This is a genomic window from Clostridium carnis, assembly GCF_054657435.1.
Genome location: NZ_BAAHYS010000001.1, coordinates 2931820 through 2951150 on the forward strand (window position 1 = coordinate 2931820; position 19331 = coordinate 2951150).

At 26.5% G+C, this 19331-nt stretch carries 25 protein-coding genes; all 25 read right to left on the reverse strand.

Going from position 1 to position 19331, the window contains the following annotated elements; translation table 11 throughout:
- Positions 1-120 precede the first annotated feature (120 nt).
- The 25 genes from spoIVB to ACYQ1T_RS14435 all read right to left on the reverse strand — a co-directional run bounded on the left by spoIVB (position 121) and on the right by ACYQ1T_RS14435 (position 19321).
- Positions 121-1311, reverse strand: coding sequence for a SpoIVB peptidase (gene spoIVB, locus ACYQ1T_RS14315; protein ID WP_459836029.1), 1191 nt, complete (start codon positions 1309-1311; stop codon positions 121-123).
- A gap of 178 nt (positions 1312-1489) precedes the next feature.
- A complete protein-coding gene (recN, locus tag ACYQ1T_RS14320; protein WP_459836031.1) occupies positions 1490-3190 on the reverse strand; it encodes a DNA repair protein RecN in 1701 nt (566 codons plus the stop codon).
- 21 nt (positions 3191-3211) lie between these two features.
- Complete coding sequence (locus ACYQ1T_RS14325; protein ID WP_459836034.1) at positions 3212-3661, reverse strand: arginine repressor; 450 nt, start codon at positions 3659-3661, stop codon at positions 3212-3214.
- Between the two features lies 1 nt (position 3662).
- Positions 3663-4514, reverse strand: coding sequence for an NAD(+)/NADH kinase (locus ACYQ1T_RS14330; protein ID WP_459836036.1), 852 nt, complete (start codon positions 4512-4514; stop codon positions 3663-3665).
- A 107-nt stretch (positions 4515-4621) separates the two neighbouring features.
- Positions 4622-5431: a TlyA family RNA methyltransferase gene (locus tag ACYQ1T_RS14335; RefSeq protein ID WP_459836038.1), complete on the reverse strand. Its 810-nt coding sequence runs from the start codon at positions 5429-5431 to the stop codon at positions 4622-4624.
- Between the two features lies 1 nt (position 5432).
- Positions 5433-7301 carry a 1-deoxy-D-xylulose-5-phosphate synthase gene (gene dxs, locus ACYQ1T_RS14340; protein ID WP_459836040.1) on the reverse strand — a complete coding sequence of 623 codons (1869 nt, stop codon included), beginning with the start codon at positions 7299-7301 and terminating at the stop codon, positions 5433-5435.
- Positions 7302-7320: 19 nt separating this feature from the next.
- Entirely contained in the window at positions 7321-8190 is an 870-nt protein-coding gene (locus ACYQ1T_RS14345; protein WP_459836042.1) for a polyprenyl synthetase family protein, read from the reverse strand.
- Positions 8180-8401 (reverse strand): exodeoxyribonuclease VII small subunit, encoded by a 222-nt coding sequence (gene xseB / locus ACYQ1T_RS14350; RefSeq protein ID WP_459836044.1) that lies wholly within the window; start codon positions 8399-8401, stop codon positions 8180-8182. The genes ACYQ1T_RS14345 and xseB overlap by 11 nt, the downstream gene beginning before the upstream one ends.
- A gap of 10 nt (positions 8402-8411) precedes the next feature.
- The gene (gene xseA, locus ACYQ1T_RS14355) at positions 8412-9611 is read right to left on the reverse strand and encodes an exodeoxyribonuclease VII large subunit (RefSeq protein WP_459836046.1); all 1200 of its coding nucleotides are present in this window, start codon (positions 9609-9611) and stop codon (positions 8412-8414) included.
- Positions 9601-10449, reverse strand: coding sequence for a tetrahydrofolate dehydrogenase/cyclohydrolase catalytic domain-containing protein (locus ACYQ1T_RS14360; RefSeq protein WP_459836048.1), 849 nt, complete (start codon positions 10447-10449; stop codon positions 9601-9603). The genes xseA and ACYQ1T_RS14360 overlap by 11 nt, the downstream gene beginning before the upstream one ends.
- Positions 10450-10478: 29 nt before the next feature.
- The gene (nusB, locus tag ACYQ1T_RS14365; protein ID WP_459836050.1) at positions 10479-10883 is read right to left on the reverse strand and encodes a transcription antitermination factor NusB; all 405 of its coding nucleotides are present in this window, start codon (positions 10881-10883) and stop codon (positions 10479-10481) included.
- A 124-nt stretch (positions 10884-11007) separates the two neighbouring features.
- On the reverse strand, positions 11008-11394 hold the full coding sequence (locus ACYQ1T_RS14370; RefSeq protein WP_459836053.1) for an Asp23/Gls24 family envelope stress response protein: 387 nt from the start codon (positions 11392-11394) through the stop codon (positions 11008-11010).
- 85 nt (positions 11395-11479) lie between these two features.
- Entirely contained in the window at positions 11480-12022 is a 543-nt protein-coding gene (locus ACYQ1T_RS14375; protein WP_459836055.1) for a SpoIIIAH-like family protein, read from the reverse strand.
- A 38-nt stretch (positions 12023-12060) separates the two neighbouring features.
- A complete protein-coding gene (spoIIIAG, locus tag ACYQ1T_RS14380; RefSeq protein ID WP_459836057.1) occupies positions 12061-12666 on the reverse strand; it encodes a stage III sporulation protein AG in 606 nt (201 codons plus the stop codon).
- A 13-nt stretch (positions 12667-12679) separates the two neighbouring features.
- Positions 12680-13261, reverse strand: a complete 582-nt coding sequence (spoIIIAF, locus tag ACYQ1T_RS14385; RefSeq protein ID WP_459836059.1) for a stage III sporulation protein AF — start codon at positions 13259-13261, stop codon at positions 12680-12682.
- Between the two features lies 1 nt (position 13262).
- On the reverse strand, positions 13263-14504 hold the full coding sequence (spoIIIAE, locus tag ACYQ1T_RS14390; RefSeq protein WP_459836062.1) for a stage III sporulation protein AE: 1242 nt from the start codon (positions 14502-14504) through the stop codon (positions 13263-13265).
- A gap of 8 nt (positions 14505-14512) precedes the next feature.
- Positions 14513-14896: a stage III sporulation protein AD gene (gene spoIIIAD, locus ACYQ1T_RS14395; protein WP_459836064.1), complete on the reverse strand. Its 384-nt coding sequence runs from the start codon at positions 14894-14896 to the stop codon at positions 14513-14515.
- Between the two features lie 9 nt (positions 14897-14905).
- Entirely contained in the window at positions 14906-15103 is a 198-nt protein-coding gene (gene spoIIIAC / locus ACYQ1T_RS14400; protein ID WP_459836067.1) for a stage III sporulation protein AC, read from the reverse strand.
- 15 nt (positions 15104-15118) lie between these two features.
- Positions 15119-15637, reverse strand: coding sequence for a stage III sporulation protein SpoIIIAB (gene spoIIIAB / locus ACYQ1T_RS14405; RefSeq protein ID WP_459836069.1), 519 nt, complete (start codon positions 15635-15637; stop codon positions 15119-15121).
- Entirely contained in the window at positions 15625-16548 is a 924-nt protein-coding gene (gene spoIIIAA, locus ACYQ1T_RS14410) for a stage III sporulation protein AA (RefSeq protein ID WP_459836071.1), read from the reverse strand. The genes spoIIIAB and spoIIIAA overlap by 13 nt, the downstream gene beginning before the upstream one ends.
- Positions 16549-16732: 184 nt before the next feature.
- Entirely contained in the window at positions 16733-17095 is a 363-nt protein-coding gene (locus ACYQ1T_RS14415) for a CD1247 N-terminal domain-containing protein (RefSeq protein WP_459836073.1), read from the reverse strand.
- Between the two features lie 111 nt (positions 17096-17206).
- On the reverse strand, positions 17207-17764 hold the full coding sequence (efp, locus tag ACYQ1T_RS14420) for an elongation factor P (protein ID WP_459836075.1): 558 nt from the start codon (positions 17762-17764) through the stop codon (positions 17207-17209).
- 157 nt (positions 17765-17921) lie between these two features.
- A complete protein-coding gene (locus ACYQ1T_RS14425; RefSeq protein WP_459836079.1) occupies positions 17922-18287 on the reverse strand; it encodes a hypothetical protein in 366 nt (121 codons plus the stop codon).
- A gap of 10 nt (positions 18288-18297) precedes the next feature.
- Entirely contained in the window at positions 18298-18699 is a 402-nt protein-coding gene (locus tag ACYQ1T_RS14430) for a hypothetical protein (RefSeq protein WP_459836082.1), read from the reverse strand.
- Complete coding sequence (locus tag ACYQ1T_RS14435; protein WP_459836084.1) at positions 18683-19321, reverse strand: hypothetical protein; 639 nt, start codon at positions 19319-19321, stop codon at positions 18683-18685. Before ACYQ1T_RS14435 ends, ACYQ1T_RS14430 begins: the two co-directional genes overlap by 17 nt.
- Positions 19322-19331 lie beyond the last annotated feature (10 nt).

Here is a 19331-nt window from a genome sequence, read left to right on the forward strand (position 1 = left end):
CACAATAAAATTCAAATTAATAGTTATTTTACATTTTTTTCTAAATTTTATTATAATATTTAGTATTCTTGAAAAGTATTTTCTGTTTTTGCATTATTATAAGCTTATGTGTATTTTATATTAACTAATCACTTCTGCATCTTGTAACATCCATTCTATATAAATTCCATACCCAACATCTGGTTTATTAATCAAGACATGTGTTACAGCACCTATAATTTTATTATTCTGTATTATAGGACTTCCACTCATTCCTTGAACTATACCTCCAGTTTTTTCAAGTAACTCTTTATCAACTACTTTAATTACCATACTTTTAGGTCCAGGCTCATCTTGAGGTAACATTTTTATGATTTCTATATCATATTCTTTGGGTCCATTTTCATCAATTGTTGTTATTATTTTAGCTGGACCTTCTTTTATTTCATTTCTAAAAGCAACCTTCATTGGTTTACTATGAAGTTCATTTACTAATGGTATATTACTTTTCCCAAAAATTCCTGATTCAGTATTTTTTTCAATAGATCCTATAGTTTCTTTATCATTATTAAATAATCCTTTTAATTCTCCTGGAGTACCTTTTTCTCCTTTTCTTACACTAATTACAGAGGATGCTAACAAATCTCCTTTCTTTATTGTAAATGATTTATTTGTATCACCATCTGTAATTGGATGACCTAATGCTCCAAAAGTTTCTGTTCCCTTATGATAAAAAGTTAATGTTCCAATTCCGGCTGTAGAATCTCTAACCCATAATCCTAATTTATATTCTTCCGCTTCTTTTATTAAATTTATTTCTTTTGTTTCATTCTTATCATCTCTAATATATTCTAAATTAATTTTACCACTTTCTAATTGTTTTATTTTTTTAGCTAAATCTTTTGAACTTTCTATCTCTTCACCATTAACTTTTATTAATATATCTCCAAGTTCTATACCAGAAGCCTTAGCTGGACTATCTATTTTTCCTTCTTCTGTTTCAATCATAGAGTGACCTACTACTAAAACTCCTTTAGTTGATAGTCTTACTCCTACACTAGTTCCTCCTGGATAAACTTCTAAATCATTAATTTTAGTTACTGGAATTGTCTTTATGGGAATTACTCCTAAAAAATTCACTTTTAACTTATCTTTTTTATAATTTAATTTACTTAATACATTATTATTAGGCAATGAAATATCTGTAGTTTCAATTGCTTCATTTAGATAAATCTTTTCTGGCATTTTCTTTAAACTAAAGTACGTAACTAAACCTAAAATCAAGATTGGAGCCGCTATAATGCTAAAATATTTTATTTTTTTTCCTGTCATATTATCTCCTCCTTTGCTTCTATTTTTAAGTTACCCCGATAGAGATTTTTATATGCTGTATTAACTTTGCTAAAACCGTCAAATATTTTAAAGATATAGTTATTAAAGATAAAAAAATAAAATCATGGTAATAAACCATGATTTTAGTCTGTTCATTTTTTTATTTAGTTATGTGTGTTTAGCTATATTTTTTTCTTATTTCATCTTTTTTTAATTGAGCAAAAGTTACCATTTCAGAAGCATTTTCTAGTGTCACTTCACTAACTTCATCACCTGATGTCATTTTTGCAATTTCTTTTATTTTATCATATTTATTTAGTGTATCTATTTTAGTAAAAGTTTTATCATTTTTAACAAATTTTGATACAAAATAGTGACAATCTGATAAAGCTGAAATTTGTGGTAAATGTGTAATACATAACACTTGATGTTTTAAGGATACTTGATACATCTTTTCTCCTACTCTTTTGGCAATGCTCCCACTAATTCCTGTATCAATTTCATCAAATATTAAAGTTGGAATTTTATCCTTATCTACAAATACACACTTAAGTGCAAGCATTATTCTTGAAAGTTCTCCACCTGATAAAACCTTTTCTAAAGGCTTTAAAGGCTCTCCTGGATTAGTAGATATTAAGAAAGTAACATCATCATATCCTCTACTATTAAAATTATTTAACTTTTGAACATCTATTTTTATTACTGCCTTTTCAAGACCAACATAAGCTAATTCATCTTTTATTAACTTTTCAAGTAGAAGTGCATTTTTAACTCTAGTTTCACTTAATACTTCTCCTATTACTTTCATTTTTTCTAAAATATCCTTTTGCTTTGATTTTAAGCTTAATATTATTTCTTCTGAATTTACTAATTCATCATGTTGATTTTTTAACTTTTTTAAATAATTAATTATTACTTCAATTGACTCTCCATACTTTTTCTTATACATACTAATTTCATAAATTCTAGAATTTATTTTTTCAAGACATGCTTCATCATAATATACTTCATTCATCATATCTCTAATTTCTCTTGAAACCTCTTCTAAAGTATATAATGTTCCTTCTATTTGTTCTCTTTTATCTTTAATTTTATCAAAATGATTTTCTACTAATGAGAGATCATTTACTATTTTAGAAAGTCCCTCTAAAACAGATGTACCTTGTTTTGGTGCATCTAAAACTTCATAACTTCTCCCAAGAGCTAAGGAAATTTTCTCAGCATTTGAAAGCAAATTAAATTCTTCTCTTAATTCTTCTTCCTCACCTAGTTTTAAATTTCCTTTTTCTATATCCTCAATTTGAAATTTAATATAGTCTAAAAGTTTTTCTCTATCATTAGTACCATTTAAAGATTTTATTTTTTCTTCTATAGATGAATATTCATCATTTAATTTAATAAATTTAATTAATTGCTTTTCTAAAGTTTCACCTGAAAAGCTATCTAGATAATAAATATGTGAGGATTTATTAAGTAAATTTTGATTTTGATGTTGACCATGAATATCTAGTAACTTCTCTCTTATTTTTCTTAAATATGTTAAAGGAACAGATCTTCCATTTACTTTTACAATACCTTTTCCTGATAATGTAGTTTCTCTAGATATTATTAATATTTCCTCAATTTCAATTTCTAATTCAGTTAAAATACCTATAAGTTCATTGTTTTCTATAGTAAAAATTGCTTCTACAAAAGTTTTTTCTTCTCCATATCGTATAAGATCTTTTGAAAATTTTCCACCTAATACATAATCTATAGTATCTATTAAAATTGATTTACCGGCACCTGTTTCTCCTGATAATATGTTAAAACCCTCGCCAAATTCAACTGATAATTCTTGAATTAAAGCAAAGTTTTTAATATTCAATTGTAATAGCATTTTATCCCACCTTTATATTTATTACAAAATCATTTTTCTAACTTTATTAACTAAATCTTCTGCTTTATCTAAACTTCTTACTAGTATGAAAATAGTATTATCACCTGCTATTGTTCCTGCAACTTCAGTATCGAATAATGTGTCTATCGCTTCAGCAACAGCCATTGCTGAACCTGTTAATGTTTTTACTACTACAAATTTATCTACATTCTCTACTGAAACTGCTGCATTTGCTAAAATACTAGCTAATTTATCATTTATGTCTTTATGTTCTTTTGAAGAAGCAACATATCTATATTTTCCAGTTAAGTTTTGCATCTTGATTAATTTTAATATTTTTATATCTCTAGAAACTGTTGCTTGAGTAACATCAAAACCTGCACTTTTTAATTCTTCTGCTAATTCTTCTTGCGTTTCTATATCCTTTTCACTTATTATTTCTAGAATTTTATTATGTCTTTTTGATTTCAAATTAATCACCTTCACATTCTTTTGAGTTATTAATAATTTTACTTCTAAGTACTTTAAAATAATCATAGTCATCAAATAACACAATTTTGGCATAATACTTAGATTTTTTAATTTTAATATAAGTTTCGTGGTTTGTTTTTATAGCTTTTTGACCATCAAATGTAATATATATTTCTTCTTCTCCTATTTCTGCCTTTACTTCTATTTCGCTATAACCATTAAGTACTATAGGCTGCATACCTTTGGTATGTGGACAAATAGGAGTTAAAGTAATTACATCTAAATTAGGATAAATAAAAGGTCCACCTGCTGAAAATGAATATGCTGTAGAACCTGTTGGAGTAGCTATAATTAACCCATCTCCTTTAAATGTATAATACCTTTTTCCATCTATAAAAACATGAAATTTTACCATTCTAGATAATGTTCCCCTAGCAATTACAATATCATTTAATGCTTTATGTTCATCTTGAAAGTTTTCTAAAGGTAGTTCACATTCAAGTAACATTCTTTTTTGTAATATATAATTTTTATTTTTTATCTTTTTAAAAGCATCATTCATATCTGAAATTTCTACACTAGATAAAAATCCTAAATTCCCAATGTTAATTCCTAATATAGGTATATCTACTTTTCCATTAATGCCTCTTGCAACGCCTAAAATAGTTCCATCTCCACCTAATACAACCATTAGATCTATAGTTTTACTAAAATCATATGTAGCCACGTCATAACTATTTAACATAATGATTTCTGAAGTATTAAAATGTTTAGTTATTTCCTTTTTAACTTTATGAAATATTTCATTATTTTTATCCTTAGATGGGTTAATTGCTATTGCTATTCTATTCATATTCTGTCCACCCCCTTATGAATTAAAACATTTAAAATTTATTTAATTATCTTTATGTTTAAAACTCCAAAATAAAATTTTGGAGTTTACTTTTATTATTTTAATTTTTAAAGTGTAGAGTGAGATGCTTCCACAGTAATATCTATATCTTCTAATGAAAAGCTAGTTTCTCTATTTTTATCTTTAGTAAAGTAAACAAGATATTCTATATTTCCTTCTGGTCCCTTAATCGGTGAATAACTAACTCCAATTATATTTAAATTTTGTTCAATTAAAAAATTTATTATTGAAGTTACAACTTCTTTGTGAACATTAATATCTCTTACAACACCTTTTTTTCCAACTTTTTCTCTACCTGCTTCAAATTGAGGCTTAATTAAAGCAACTACCTCACCTGTTTCATTTAATAAATTAATTGTTGCGGGCATTATTTTTTTTAATGATATAAATGAAACATCTATAGATGCAAAATCTAGTTTTTCACCAATATCCTCTGGTGTAACATATCTGATATTAGTTCTTTCCATACATACTACACGTTCATCAGTTCTTAATTTCCATGCAAATTGTCCGTATCCAACATCTACTGAAAAGACTTTTCTTGCGTGGTTTTGAAGCATACAATCTGTAAATCCACCTGTAGATGCTCCAATATCCATACATACCTTTTCTTTTAAGTTTATATCAAATTCTTTGATTGCTTTTTCAAGTTTAAGCCCACCTCTACTAACATATGGAATTTCTTCCCCTTTAAATAAAATATCTGCATCTACATTAACTTTTTCTCCAGCCTTATCTACTCTTTGCCCGTCTACAAATATTTTACCTGCCATTATATTAGTCTTAGCTCTTTCTCTTGAAGTAAAAATTCCTTTATCAACTAATAATATATCCAGTCTTTCTTTTTTTGATGACATTTTATTCTCCTTTATTTTGTAGTTGTATAATTGTTTCTGCAATTCCTTCTGGATCTAATTTAGCATTTTTATATAATATATTAACTTCTCCATGAGGCACAAACTTATCCTTGAATCCTAATGCCTTAAATCTTTTGTTAAATCCTAATTGCATTAACTCCATTAATACATAACTTCCAAAACCACCACTTATCATATTATCTTCTATTGTAACTATATCATAGTTATTATCTACCAATTCTTTTAATAGTTCTATATCAAGTGGTTTTATAAATGTAGCATTTATAATTAATGGTTTAATTTTAGTTTCTTTTAATATTCTATTTGCAATTACAGCATGTTGAAGCATTTTTCCAACTGCAATAATTGCAATTTTATCACCTTGTATAACCTTTTCCCATTTACCTAATTTAACTTCTGTTATAGGCTTAATTTCATTACAACAATCTGATCCTCTTGGATATCTTAAAGCCACAGGTCCATTGTAATTTATTGCCCATTTTAATATAATAGGTAATTCATCTAAATGTTTAGGTGCTAAAATACTTAAATTTGGTATTTGTGATAAGAAAGATAAATCAAATATACCTTGATGCGTCTCTCCATCCTCACCTACAATACCAGCTCTATCAATAGCAAATACTACAGGTAGATTTTGTATACAAACATCGTGAATTACTTGGTCAAAAGCTCTTTGTAAAAATGTAGAGTATACAGCAAATACTGGTTTTAGCCCTGCTGCTGCCATTCCTGCTGATAATGTAGTTGCATGTTGTTCTGCTATCCCTACATCGAAAAATCTTTTTGGAAATTTATTTGCAAAATTTTTCAATCCAGTTCCATCTGGCATTGCTGCTGTAATAGCAACTACTCGTTTATCTTCCTTTGCTAAGGCAATTAAAGCATCTCCAAATACTTTAGAATAATTTTTTTCACTTGGAATATATGCCTCTCCACTTTCTAAATCAAAAGGACTTACCCCATGAAATTTATTAGGATTTTTTTCAGCAAGATCATATCCTTTCCCTTTATTAGTTACTACATGTATAATAACTGGCTCATCAATTTCCTTAGCATTTTCAAGAACCTCACTCATAGTATCTAAATCATGTCCATTAATTGGTCCAATATATTTTAATCCCATATCTTCAAATAACATAGATGGAACAACAAATTGCTTAATACTATCTTTAAATCTTGAAATGCAATGTGCAACTTTTTTTCCTACATTGTAATTGCTTAAAGTAGAGTTTATATCTGATTTTAGCTTATTATACTTTGGTTTCATTCTTAGTTTATTAAGATGAGTTGATAATCCTCCAACATTATTCGAAATTGACATTTGATTATCATTTAATATAATTATAAGCTTTGTTTTATTAAATCCTACATCATTTAAAGCTTCTAAAGCCATGCCTCCTGTTAATGCTCCATCTCCTATAACAGCTATAACATGATTTTTTTCTCCTTTTATATCCCTTGCTCTTGCAAAACCAAGAGCAGCAGATATAGATGTACTACTATGTCCTGTATCAAAGGCATCATACTTACTTTCACATCTTTTAGGGAATCCACTTAAACCATTATATTTTCTTAAGCTTTTAAATAGATCTTTTCTACCAGTTAAAATTTTATGTACATAACTTTGATGACCTACATCCCATACAATTTTATCTTCTTCTAAATTAAAATTCTTAAATAAACTAATTGTTAACTCAACTACACCTAGATTTGATGCTAAATGTCCTCCAGTTTTTGAAACACTATCAATTAAAAATTCTCTAATTTCTCCTGATAATACTTCTAATTCTACATTTGATAACTTCTTCACTTCTTCTGGTGAGTTAATTTTGTCTAATATCCTACCCATAATAAAACCTTTCCTTCTGTTAAAATTCTCTATTTAATAACTCAAGAGTAAGCTTTTTTAATTCTCCAGCATCTATAGAAAGACTTTCTAACAGTTTTATACATTCCTCAGATAATTGTTTGCATTTTGCTTCACAGTAATCAATACCAAAAATTGAAATGAAATTAGACTTGTTATTATTTTCATCACTTTTAGTATTCTTTCCAAGTTTGTTTATATCTCCAACTATATCTAATATATCATCTTTTATTTGAAATGCTAATCCTAACTTTTTGCCAAACTCGTTAAGAATATTAATATCATCTTTAGGCGCTTCTCCTAAAATTGCTCCTGCTATAATAGAAGCTCTAATAAGTTCACCTGTTTTCTTCGAGTGCATATATATTAATTCCTCTTGTGATACTAATTTACCCTCATTAATAATATCAACAACTTGACCCCCAATCATTCCTTCCATACCAGCACATTCAGCAATCTCACTTGATGCCATTAATGCTAGTTCACCATGTTTTAATGAGTATTTCATCATTAATGACATGGCTTCATTTAATAATGCATCACCTGCTAAAACAGCTATATTTTCTCCGAATTTTTTATGGTTAGTTGGCATACCTCTTCTTAAATCATCATTATCCATACATGGTAAATCATCATGAATCAATGAATATGTATGAATCATTTCAATTGCTGCTGCAACTTCTATAACTTTGTTATAACTTTCTTTATATAAATTATGTGTTAATAAAAGAAGAATTGGTCTAATTCTTTTGCCCCCTATATTTAAACTATAGCTTGCTGCATCATAAATAATTTTATTATAACTTCCTTTGTTTTGAAAATAGTTATTTAAATAATTATTTATTAAATCTCTACAAAAATTAATCTTCATTCCCTCTATTTATCTCCATTTCAACATTATCTTTAATGGTTACAAACTTTCCCTCTAAAGAGTTTAAAGTACTATAAAGCTTATTTATAAGTTTAACTCCATTTTCATATTCTTTCATAGATTCTTCTAAATTAAGTTCATTTTCCTCTAAATTTTGGAGTATATTTTGTAACTTTTCTACCATATCATTATAAGTATCTTTTTTTGCCATAAAAAACTCCTTATTCTATTTCACTAAATATTCCCTTTACTGATCCATCTTTTAATATAATATTAATTTCATTTTTACCCTTTAAAGAGTCTTTAGATGTTATTATATTGTTTTTTCCATCTTCAATTATTGAATAACCTTTTTTTAATACATTAATTGGATTATGTGCTTCTAAAACATCGTTAAATCTTTTTAAATTGCTTTTTTCTTTCTCTATTATATTACACATAATACTTGCTATTTTATTCTCTAAAGAGTCAACCTCTAAATATGCATTAGCAATTTTATTCATAGGACTATTTAATGATAATATTTTCTTATAATTATTTAACCTTTCTCTCTCTTTACTATACTTATTAATTAAAATTTGTTCAAGTTGTCTTTTGCTCTTATTTATATTCTCAAGTAACTGTATTTCTAACGGAATAGCTATTTCAGCTGCTTGTGATGGTGTAGAGGCTCTAAAATCACTTACAAAATCTGATATTGTATAATCTACTTCATGTCCAACAGCAGATATAATAGGTATTGTAGAATTAAATATTTCTTTTGCAAGTTCTTCCTCATTAAAGTTCCAAAGTTCTTCTATAGAACCTCCACCTCTTCCTATTATTATAACATCAACGCTTTTTTTATTGTTAAAAAATTTTAAACCTTTTATTATTGTTTTATATGCATCTTTACCTTGAACTTGAGCTGGATATAAAACAATATCTACAAGTGAATTTCTCCGTTTTGCAACATTAATTATATCTTGTATAACTGCTCCAGTTTCAGATGTTACAACACCAACTCTTTCTACATATGTTGGAATAGACCTCTTATATTCTTCATCAAAATATCCTTCTTTTAATAGTTTATCTTTTAATTTTTCAAATTTTATATGTAATTCTCCAAGACCCTCTTTTTCTAAGGTATCAATGTAAAACTGAAGTGAGCCACTACCTGGATAGATTGAACATCTTCCTTTTGCAATAACCTCCATTCCTTCCTCTAATATAAAATCTAACTCAAAAGATTTACTTTTAAACATTACGCAATTTATTTTCCCCGCAGAATCCTTTAATGAAAAATATATATGTCCACTACTATGATACTTTAAGTTAGAAATCTCTCCTTTTACAGAGAGATTATTTAAAATAAAGTCATTATCTAAAGTTTTTTTAATATAATTATTTACTTCTGAAACAGTTAAAGTTTTAATTCTCATTTTTCTCTAAAGCCTCACATGCATTTTTTATTAATAAAGTAGTAGTTAAAGCTCCTACTCCACCTGGTACTGGAGTAACAAAGGAAGCCTTATCTATTACATCATTAAAATCAACATCACCTGTTATTTTCCCCTCATAAGATGATGTACCTACATCGATTATAATAGCATCTGTTTTTATATATTCATTTTTTAAATAAAGAGGTTTTCCTATTGCTACAACAATAATGTCAGCTCTTTTAGTAACTTCTTTAATATTTTTTGTTTTAGAATGACAAATAGTAACTGTACAATTTTTATTTAATAATAATTGTGCAACAGGTTTGCCAACAATATTGCTTCTACCTATAACCACTACTTCTTTGCCTTCTAAATTTATATTTAAGCTTTCTATTAAAGTAACTATTGAGTTTGGAGTGCAAGGTATGAAACTTTTTTCTCCCATATATAGCTTTCCTTGGTTGATATATGTTAAGCAATCTATATCTTTACAAGGGTTTATACTTTGGATTATTTTATTTTCATCTAATCCCTTTGGAAGTGGTAATTGAAGAATAATTCCACTTATAAACTCATCTTTATTAAGCTTTTCTATGGCTTTAATAACAATGTCATCGCTAACATCATTATTTAAAATTACTTTTTCAAATCCACATCCTAAAGAATTAGCTACTTTTTCTTGGTTATTCATATAATATATTGAACCACCATCGTCACCTACTAATATAGAAGCTATCTTAGGAGTTTTTAATCCATTCTCAATTCTATCACTTATAAACTTTTTTATATCTTCTTTTATTTTTGCTGCAACTTCTCTTCCATTTATAGTTTGCCCCATTTTAATTCCCCCTTATTTGCAGATATTTATTACATATTTTTAAATGCTTTGTCTAATACTCCATTTATAAAAGATACACTTTTTTCATCAGAATATTTTTTTGTAATCTCTATTGCTTCATTAATTGCTACTTTTTCTGGAACATCATCTAAAAACAACATTTCCCCAATAGCTATTCTTAAAATTGTTAAGTTAACTTTAGAAATTCTATCTAACTTCCAGTTAGTTAATGTACTTTCTATTTTACTATCTATTATGTCCATATTTTCTTGAATTTTTTGAAGAATTTCTTTTATGTACTCTAAATCAATAGTTTTTAAATTCATCTCATAATCTTCTAAAAAATTTTCAATTGTTTCCTCTAATGTATTTTTACTTAATGTCATTCCAAAAAGTAACTCCATAGCAATTTCCCTTGATCTCTTTCTATTCATCTTATCCTCCTGCGTATGCTTTTAATATTATTATTGACTTTCAGAAAGGTCCTTAATCATAAATATACTACACTAAAATTCTTTAAAGCACAAGGAAACACCCTCTGAAAGTCAGAGGGTGAAATTAATCTTCCTTACATTCGTCTTTTTGATTTTTTGGTAAGTATATATTTTGAACATTTATATTAACTGAATCTACTTTTAATCCAGTCATAGCTTCTACAGTTTTCTTTACATTTTCTTGAACTGCACTTACCACTTCTGGTATCTTTATTCCGTATTCAACAGCTACACTTAAATTAATTACTGCACTATCTTCACTTAATGTAACCTTTACGTTCTTTCCTGAAGTTTTCTTACCTTTTAATAACTGTGATATGTTATTTCCAACTAATTGTTGGATATCAACTATGCCATTTATCTCCTCAGCTGCAATTCCAGCTATAACACTAACAACTTCATCTGAAATTTTTACAATTCCAAGGTCTGCATCGTTGTTTATATTTTCCATAAACTTACCCTCCTTATAGTTTTGCAAAGCAAAACTTTTTTTCTTATGTTTATTATATCAAACCCATTGTTATATTACAACGGAATTATTTCTTAACTTCTATTATTACATCGCTTATTGATGATACATTTTCTGCAATTTCTTGAATTGATGCATTATCAGCTTCACTAAGTTCTTCAGCCTTAACCACTATTCTAACTTTATTGCCATCTATAGAACATATTGCGTCTTCAAAGCCCTTATTTTTTACGTTTAGTACTATTCTATTTTCCTTATCTCTTATCATAGTTTTTTCTGTAAGTTGATTTGTAGCAACATCTTTTTGAGCTTGTGAAGTATTTGCATCTGCAATAATTGTATTTAATTGTTGCATTGTCGCAGCATCCTTTTGTTCTTTTTCACCTCTAAGACTATAGAAGTAATCTTGTGCTCCAAGTGTTTCTTTATCCTTTTCCTTTTCAGTGTCCTTTTCTGGTGTCTTCTTCTCATCAGTAGATCCTTGTGATAGAACCTCACTTAAATCTGTAGGATCTGTGTAACCTGTCTTGTTTAGTTTTGCTGCTAATACTCCAACACATACTATTAGAGCCATTAGCGTAAAGATAATTCCAAATTGTTTTCTGTTCATGATATTTTCCCCCCATCATTTTCTCTTTAAATTATATGCTAATTTTTCATAGGATATACATTAACTTTATCTAATGAAATTCCATATAAACTTGAAGTTGCTGTTTGTATATCATATTTAACTTTACTTTTTTCAGCACCTTCTGCAACTATAACAATTCCAGTTATCTCTGGTTTATATGTTTTTAATATAACTGGCTCGTTATCACTTCCATTTCCACTCATGACAACTTTAGTGCCTTCTGATTGTTGATTATTTACTCTTTTTCCTCCATCTCTATCTGATTCCTCAGTTACAGTTACTTGTGTATTATTATCTAATGCTGGTACTTTAATTTCTCCACTTTTAAAGTACATCATAACCTCTACTTCTCCAACTCCATCCATTTTTGAAATTAAGTTTTTTAAGTCTCTCTTTTGTAAACTTTCATAACTTGAAATTTCTTCAGAAGTTAAGGCCACCTCCGTCTTACTTTGTTGATTAGTTTCTGTGCTTGCAGTTTTTACAGTCTTTTTTCTCCCTGTTGCTAGAAAGCTTATAGCAAGTAATACAAATGCTAAAACTAAAGCAATACTAACAGCATTTAAGAAATTCCTATTGTTTAAGATATCCGTTAATTCCTTTTTAACATTTCCTTTCCCCATTTTTTCACTCCTATCACTCTAACTTATGCACCTCTATTTTATCTTTAGATACTTTAAGTATATTTTCTATATAATTTTTTATTTCTTCCTCACCTTCTATTTCATCATTAGAAGATAGTACTTCACTTGTTTCATCATTAGTATTTATAATAATCTTTGGTATCTTTTTAACCTTGCCATCCTTTACTCCTACTGAAATTTTATCTATTGAGTAAGTCATGTTTTTTAAATCAACATTGCAAGTTATGTTGCTTTTGAAATCTTTTCCTTTGAACTCTTCTTTTAATAAATTATTACAATTTTTATCTAAGTTATTTTTAAAAGCTTTCTCACTTGTATTTTCTAACTGGATATTTTCTTTTGACTTCCCTATATCTATATAATTATTTTGGTATTTTTCTATTTCATTTATTATGCTTTTTTCACCACCTGTTAATATTGAAACTATCGGTGTTAGCATAACTGATATTAGAATTAATCCTAATATAAATCTTAAGTATTTTTTCATACTATTATCAGGAGCTATTAGTTCAATAGCTGTCATTAGTATTAACATAGTTACTAATGTAATTATAAAAGTATTTATTTTCTCCATTTTATCCTCCTATAACAAATTTTCCAGCTGATGCCATTACTGAAAGAAGAATAAAAAACATTAAACTAACTGAAATTACACAGGACATAATAAGTATAAGCGAATCACCTGCTGCTGCTATAGATCCAGTTATTCTTTTATCACTTATAGGTTCTATTAATGCAGCTGTTAATTTATAAACTAACGACATTAATGCAAGTTTTATAATTGGATATAACATTAATAATATTATTGTTATTAGACCTATTGAACTAATAGCATTCTTTATTATTAATGAGTACCCTGCAAATGAAGCAATGGCATCTGAAAAAGCTTTTCCAACTATAGGTATAAAATTATCAATTGCAAATTTTGCTGTTTTTAAAGTAACAGCATCTATAGTTGATGCACTTATTCCTCTTATAGTCAATAAGCCAATAAATACTGTTAATACTATTCCTTGCATTAATAAAGTGATTTGTTTCATTAATTTACATAGATTACTTATTTTATGCTCTGTTGAAATATTATTTGCAAATTCAAGAACAAAAGTTGCTAGTATTAGTGGGATTATTACTGTTAAATATATTCTTGGAACTAAAATAGTTGCTCCTATAACAATTGGGTCCATAGTTGCGGCTTGAGTAAAACCACCTGCGCTTCCTAGCATTATAACTAAAATGGGCAATATAGCTGCCATAAAATTTCCTATATCTATTATTATGTCTTTTGCTAATGTTATAGAAACTAAAAAACTTTTAGACAATATAACAATTAATAATGCATAACAAGCAAAAAATGCTATATTAGAAATACTTTCACTTGAAAATGCTGATTGTAAATTTTTAAGTAATGAACAAATTATAGCTATTATAATAATTGTAATTGCCAATGTTAATACTGTTTTTACTTCCTTAAACATAAAATTTACTACTGCTTTTGAAATATCCTTAAATGAAATATTCCCTTCTCCACTTTTCATATAACTTTTAAAGTATTCTAATGGATTTAATTCATTCATAAGCTCAACATCTGTTTTCATGTTATTTATATAATCATATAAGTTTTCTAACTTTTTATTTACTTTATCATCGTTTGTATATCCATCTTCATTAATTTTAAATTCCATATTTCTTTCTTCTATGTTAATGCTTGTACTCTTATCATTAGCATAGACATTAACAGTTGGAAATATTACACTTGCTATAATAAAAATAGAAATTACTATTACTAAGTCCTTTGTTATTTTTTTTATTCTCTCCATAATAACACCTACAATATTTGTAATATAGAATCAAGTACAGCCATTAATATAGGTACTGCTAAAGCTAAAATTAATACTTTTCCTGAAAATTCAACTTTAGATGCTATACTTCCTGCTCCTGCATCTTTGCATATTTCACTGCAAAATGACGCTAAATAAGCTATTGCTAGTATTTTGAGTACTATACCTATATAAACCATATCAATATTGGCTCTGTCTGCAATATTTCTTATAAAACTTATAACATCTGTTAATTGTGTAATAATAAATAGGAAAATTATCGCTCCTGCAGCTAATGAAATTAAAACTGCTAAATCATTCCTTTTATCCTTAAATAGTATAAAAATAAATAATGCTACAAATGCAAAGGATACAATTTTTAATATCTCCATAATTATCACCTATAGCATAAACATGGTTTTAACAGTATCAAATAAATTTCCTATTAATCCTATTACAGTTAATAAAATAATTACAACACCTGCTATATTTGTAATGGTTGCTATATCATCTTTCCCACTACTTTTTAACACTTTATCTAAAACAATTAACAATATTCCCATTGCTCCAATCTTAAACAATATATTTACATCTATCATTCTTACCCCTCCAATTTATAATAAAAATATTGCAATCATAGCTCCTACACAAACACCTATTCCTCTATACATTTTTGTATTTTTGCTTGAAACTTCCTCTGCTACTTTACAATTTATCTTTAAATTCTCTATAGTTAAATTAAATAATTTATCTTGTCCATATACTCCAGACTCCCCTAATGATTTTATAAAATCCTTTAATACTTTCTTATCATCTTCATGTAAGTAAAAATCACCTTTATACTTTTTATATTCATTGCTAAAAGCTTCATAAACAGTTAAACTTTCTCCTGATTTTAATTCTTTTGAAACTCCTATAAAAAGTTTTTTTAATGGCTCTTCAACTTTATGTGATATATATTCTAATGCTTCTGGTAATGGAGTTGTTGCATATATTACTTCATTATTTAAAAAAAATACTGATTTTAATATTGAATTTAATTGTTTACTTCGCCTTTTAAAATTCTCACCATAATAAAATCCCATATAGCTACATCCTAAAAAAATAATAAATATTGAAATCATTTTAAGCATTTTAACTCACCACCTATACTAATTTCATATACATTTTCTAAGGTTGAAATTCCTCTTCTATTACTTAAAACCACTATTCTATCTAAAATAGAATTTTCTAATAAATTTTTAAATACTTTTCTTTTATATATATCTTCAACACTATATCCATGAACTGTTACTATAATGTTTACACCTGAATTAAAGGCCATATGAAGTGCATCTATATCTTTTGATGTTCCTATTTCATCACATATTAAAACATCTGGTGAAAGACTTCTTATAGCCATAATCATCCCTTCTGTTTTTAAACAATTATCTAATACATCTGTTCTAATCCCTACATTCATTTGAGGAACCCCATTATAACAAGCTGCTATTTCACTTCTCTCATCAATAATACATATCTTTTTTCCTCTTAACGAAATAATGCCCATTCCATCTGAAATATTTCTAGATATATCTCTAAGCATAGTTGTTTTACCACATTTAGGTGGTGAAACTATTAATGTATTAAATATTCTATTATCTTTTGAAATATATTTCATAATCTCATTTGAACATCCAATTACTTCTCTACAAATTCTTATATTTAATGATGCAATGTTTTTAATAGTTCTAATACTTCCATTAACATTTACACATTCTCCTGCAATACCTATTCTATGACCGCCTTTTATTGTTAAGTATCCTTGCTTAATTTCCTCTTCATAAGCATATAATGAATAATTTGATATTTTAACTAATGTTTGTTTAATTTCTTCTAAGGTAGGTTTATAATTTAATACCTTTTCACCCTCTAAAGAATTTATTATTATTGGCTTTCCTGATTTTATTCTTATTTCTTGTACTTTATTCTCTTTATAGTAAGGAGTTATTTCACTACAAACCTTTAATGGTAGTATCTTTAATATCTCATCTTCACTTATCAAATTTTATCACTTCCTTTTCTAAGGTTCTCTATAAACTTTATTGCCTACTATCAAATAATATTCATACTTATAATTAAATATGTAAAATATTTTTATAAAATATAAACAAAAAAAGATAATATGTTTTGTATTACTAATTTTTATCTAAGTAATACAAAACATATTATCTTTTTATTAAAATAATTTATTTAATATTTTTTGAACAAAATGGACATGGAATCAATTTATTATTATCTAATGCATCTTTTTCTACAAAAAATGGTTTTTTACAGTTAGTACAAGTTATTTCTATATACTCATCTTCTATTTCATTTAAATCATCAAAAGAAACTTCTTCAAATAATTCTTCTTGAAGATCTGTAATATCTTCATCCATATATTGAACATTTTCCTCTAAAAATTCCTGTTTAACTATAGTTTCCTCTAATTTATCAGATAAACTTACTAAAATGCTACTAATTTGACTGAAAATTTCTTTATTTTTTCCATCTGATAAATTTGTAATGGTCTCTTTTAACAAATTTATATTATCTTTTATTTCTTTCATATTTTCACTTCCCTTTGAAATAATTATATTAAGATTATTTATAATATATCTATTTATAAATATACATATTTTAAAAAATGCTAAGTTTTTAAACTTAGCATTTTAAAAATATTATACTCTTTCCATATAGTCGCCAGTTCTTGTATCTACTCTTATAGTATCTCCTTCATTAACAAACATAGGAACATTTACAATTGCACCTGTTTCTAATGTTGCTGGCTTTAATGAGTTTGTAGCTGTATTACCTTTAACTCCTGGATCTGCTTGAGTTATTAAAAGCTCAACAAAGTTTGGAGCTTCTACTGAGAAAGCTTCACCCTTATAAAATTTAATAATTGCAAACATATTTTCTTTTAAATACTTTATTGCATCCTCAACCTTTTCGAAGTTTAATGGGATTTGCTCAAAAGTTTCTTGATCCATGAAGTAGTAAAGTTCTCCATCTGAATAAAGATATTGCATTTCTTTTCTTTCTATTACTGCTTCTTGTAATTTTGCAGTTGGGTTAAAAGTAGTATCTGTTACACCACCTGAAATAACATTTCTAAGCTTTGTTCTAACGAAAGCAGCTCCCTTACCTGGTTTTACATGTAAGAAGTCTATAACTGTAAAAACTTGTCCTTCATGCTCAAAAGTTGTACCTTTTCTTAAATCACCTGCTGATATCATATAATATCCCTCCAAAAAATAACTTAATTCATAGATTATTATAACCCAATTATTATCTAAATAGTCATAATTTAATGTGTTACTATGACATAACAAAAATATTTTATCAAAATTCACAGATAAATGCAATTATTAAAAGAAAGTTTTATATATATTGTCACTTTTTACTTATTATTTCAAGATCTAAATTAAGTGTACTTTCTACATAGCTTATAGCATAACTATTTATATAAAAACTTGAAATTTTATTTAAATTACTTTCTATATCTTTTGCTGAACCTTTAATATTTAAATTAATCTTCCAATTATCATTTTCGTTATTAATACTTACTATACTAGCATTATGTAAACTACCTAGTTCTTCATATATATTGGATATATTTAATTTACAGCTTGTATTTTCCACATTTACTTCACTTATTACCTCAGATGTGGCTTCATTAAAATTATAGTTGTTTATAAAAATTTGTACTATTGTAATTGATATTATAAAAATTAATCCTATTAAACTTCTAAGCTTCATTATTCCTCCCTTAATTAATTCCCAATATAAAATTACCTTCATTATTTTGAGTTATACTTTTTATTGATAACTTATAATTTTCTTCTAAGGTATATATCTTTTCTTTACTATTAACCTTAATTTCCCCTATTCCATCTAATATATTTAACTCAATAACATCTTTATCTATTAACCCAAACCAAAATACTATATCTTGTATATATATTCCCCTTTGTATTTCTATTATTTCCTCTGTAACCTCTTCTTCTTTTTTGTATATATAAGTAAATTTATCTAAGGTTAAAGGAAGTATAGCTATATTTAATAGAATCAAATATATTATTGCTTTTCTATTACTATTTTTAATTTTTAAGTTATTTTTTTCTATAAATCCATTAGGTATAAAATTATTGTTTTTAAGATATTTTTTCACTTATACACTTCCTTATTTCTAAGAATTTAAAATTCCCCTTTGAAATTTCTTCATATTTAAAATCATCTTTTAAATATTTATCTATAATAAAATCTCTTTCTCCCTTATTGTTATTTAAATAGATTTCTATATCTTCCTTTAAATTAGAAACTATATTATTTACTATTAATCCATTTCTTATTTCAAGTAAATAATACTTATCTCTATATTTACTAATTATTGTATATACTTTTGTAAGATCAAACTTTAATTTTATTTTATTTTTAATTAAGAACTGTATTGGAATAACATTTAATTTTTTTGCTTTACTTCCTAAAATTTCAGCCTCTTTTCCTCTTTTAATTGAATATAGATATAATATATCTAAATCTTTAATGTATTCATAATGAAATAACATATCACTATAAATTCTAAATTCTCTTTTAATAATATCATCTACATATTTTTCTAGATTGTCTATATTACTCTCTAAATTATATTTTTTAATTAATAACTGCTCTCCTAAAATTAAAATATTAATGTTTCCTTTTAATACTCTATTTATTTCTTTTTGATTGCTAAACTCGTATTTTTTCCCATTATAAATATAATACTCCTCTTCTATATAGATATTTTTATACATTCCTATACTC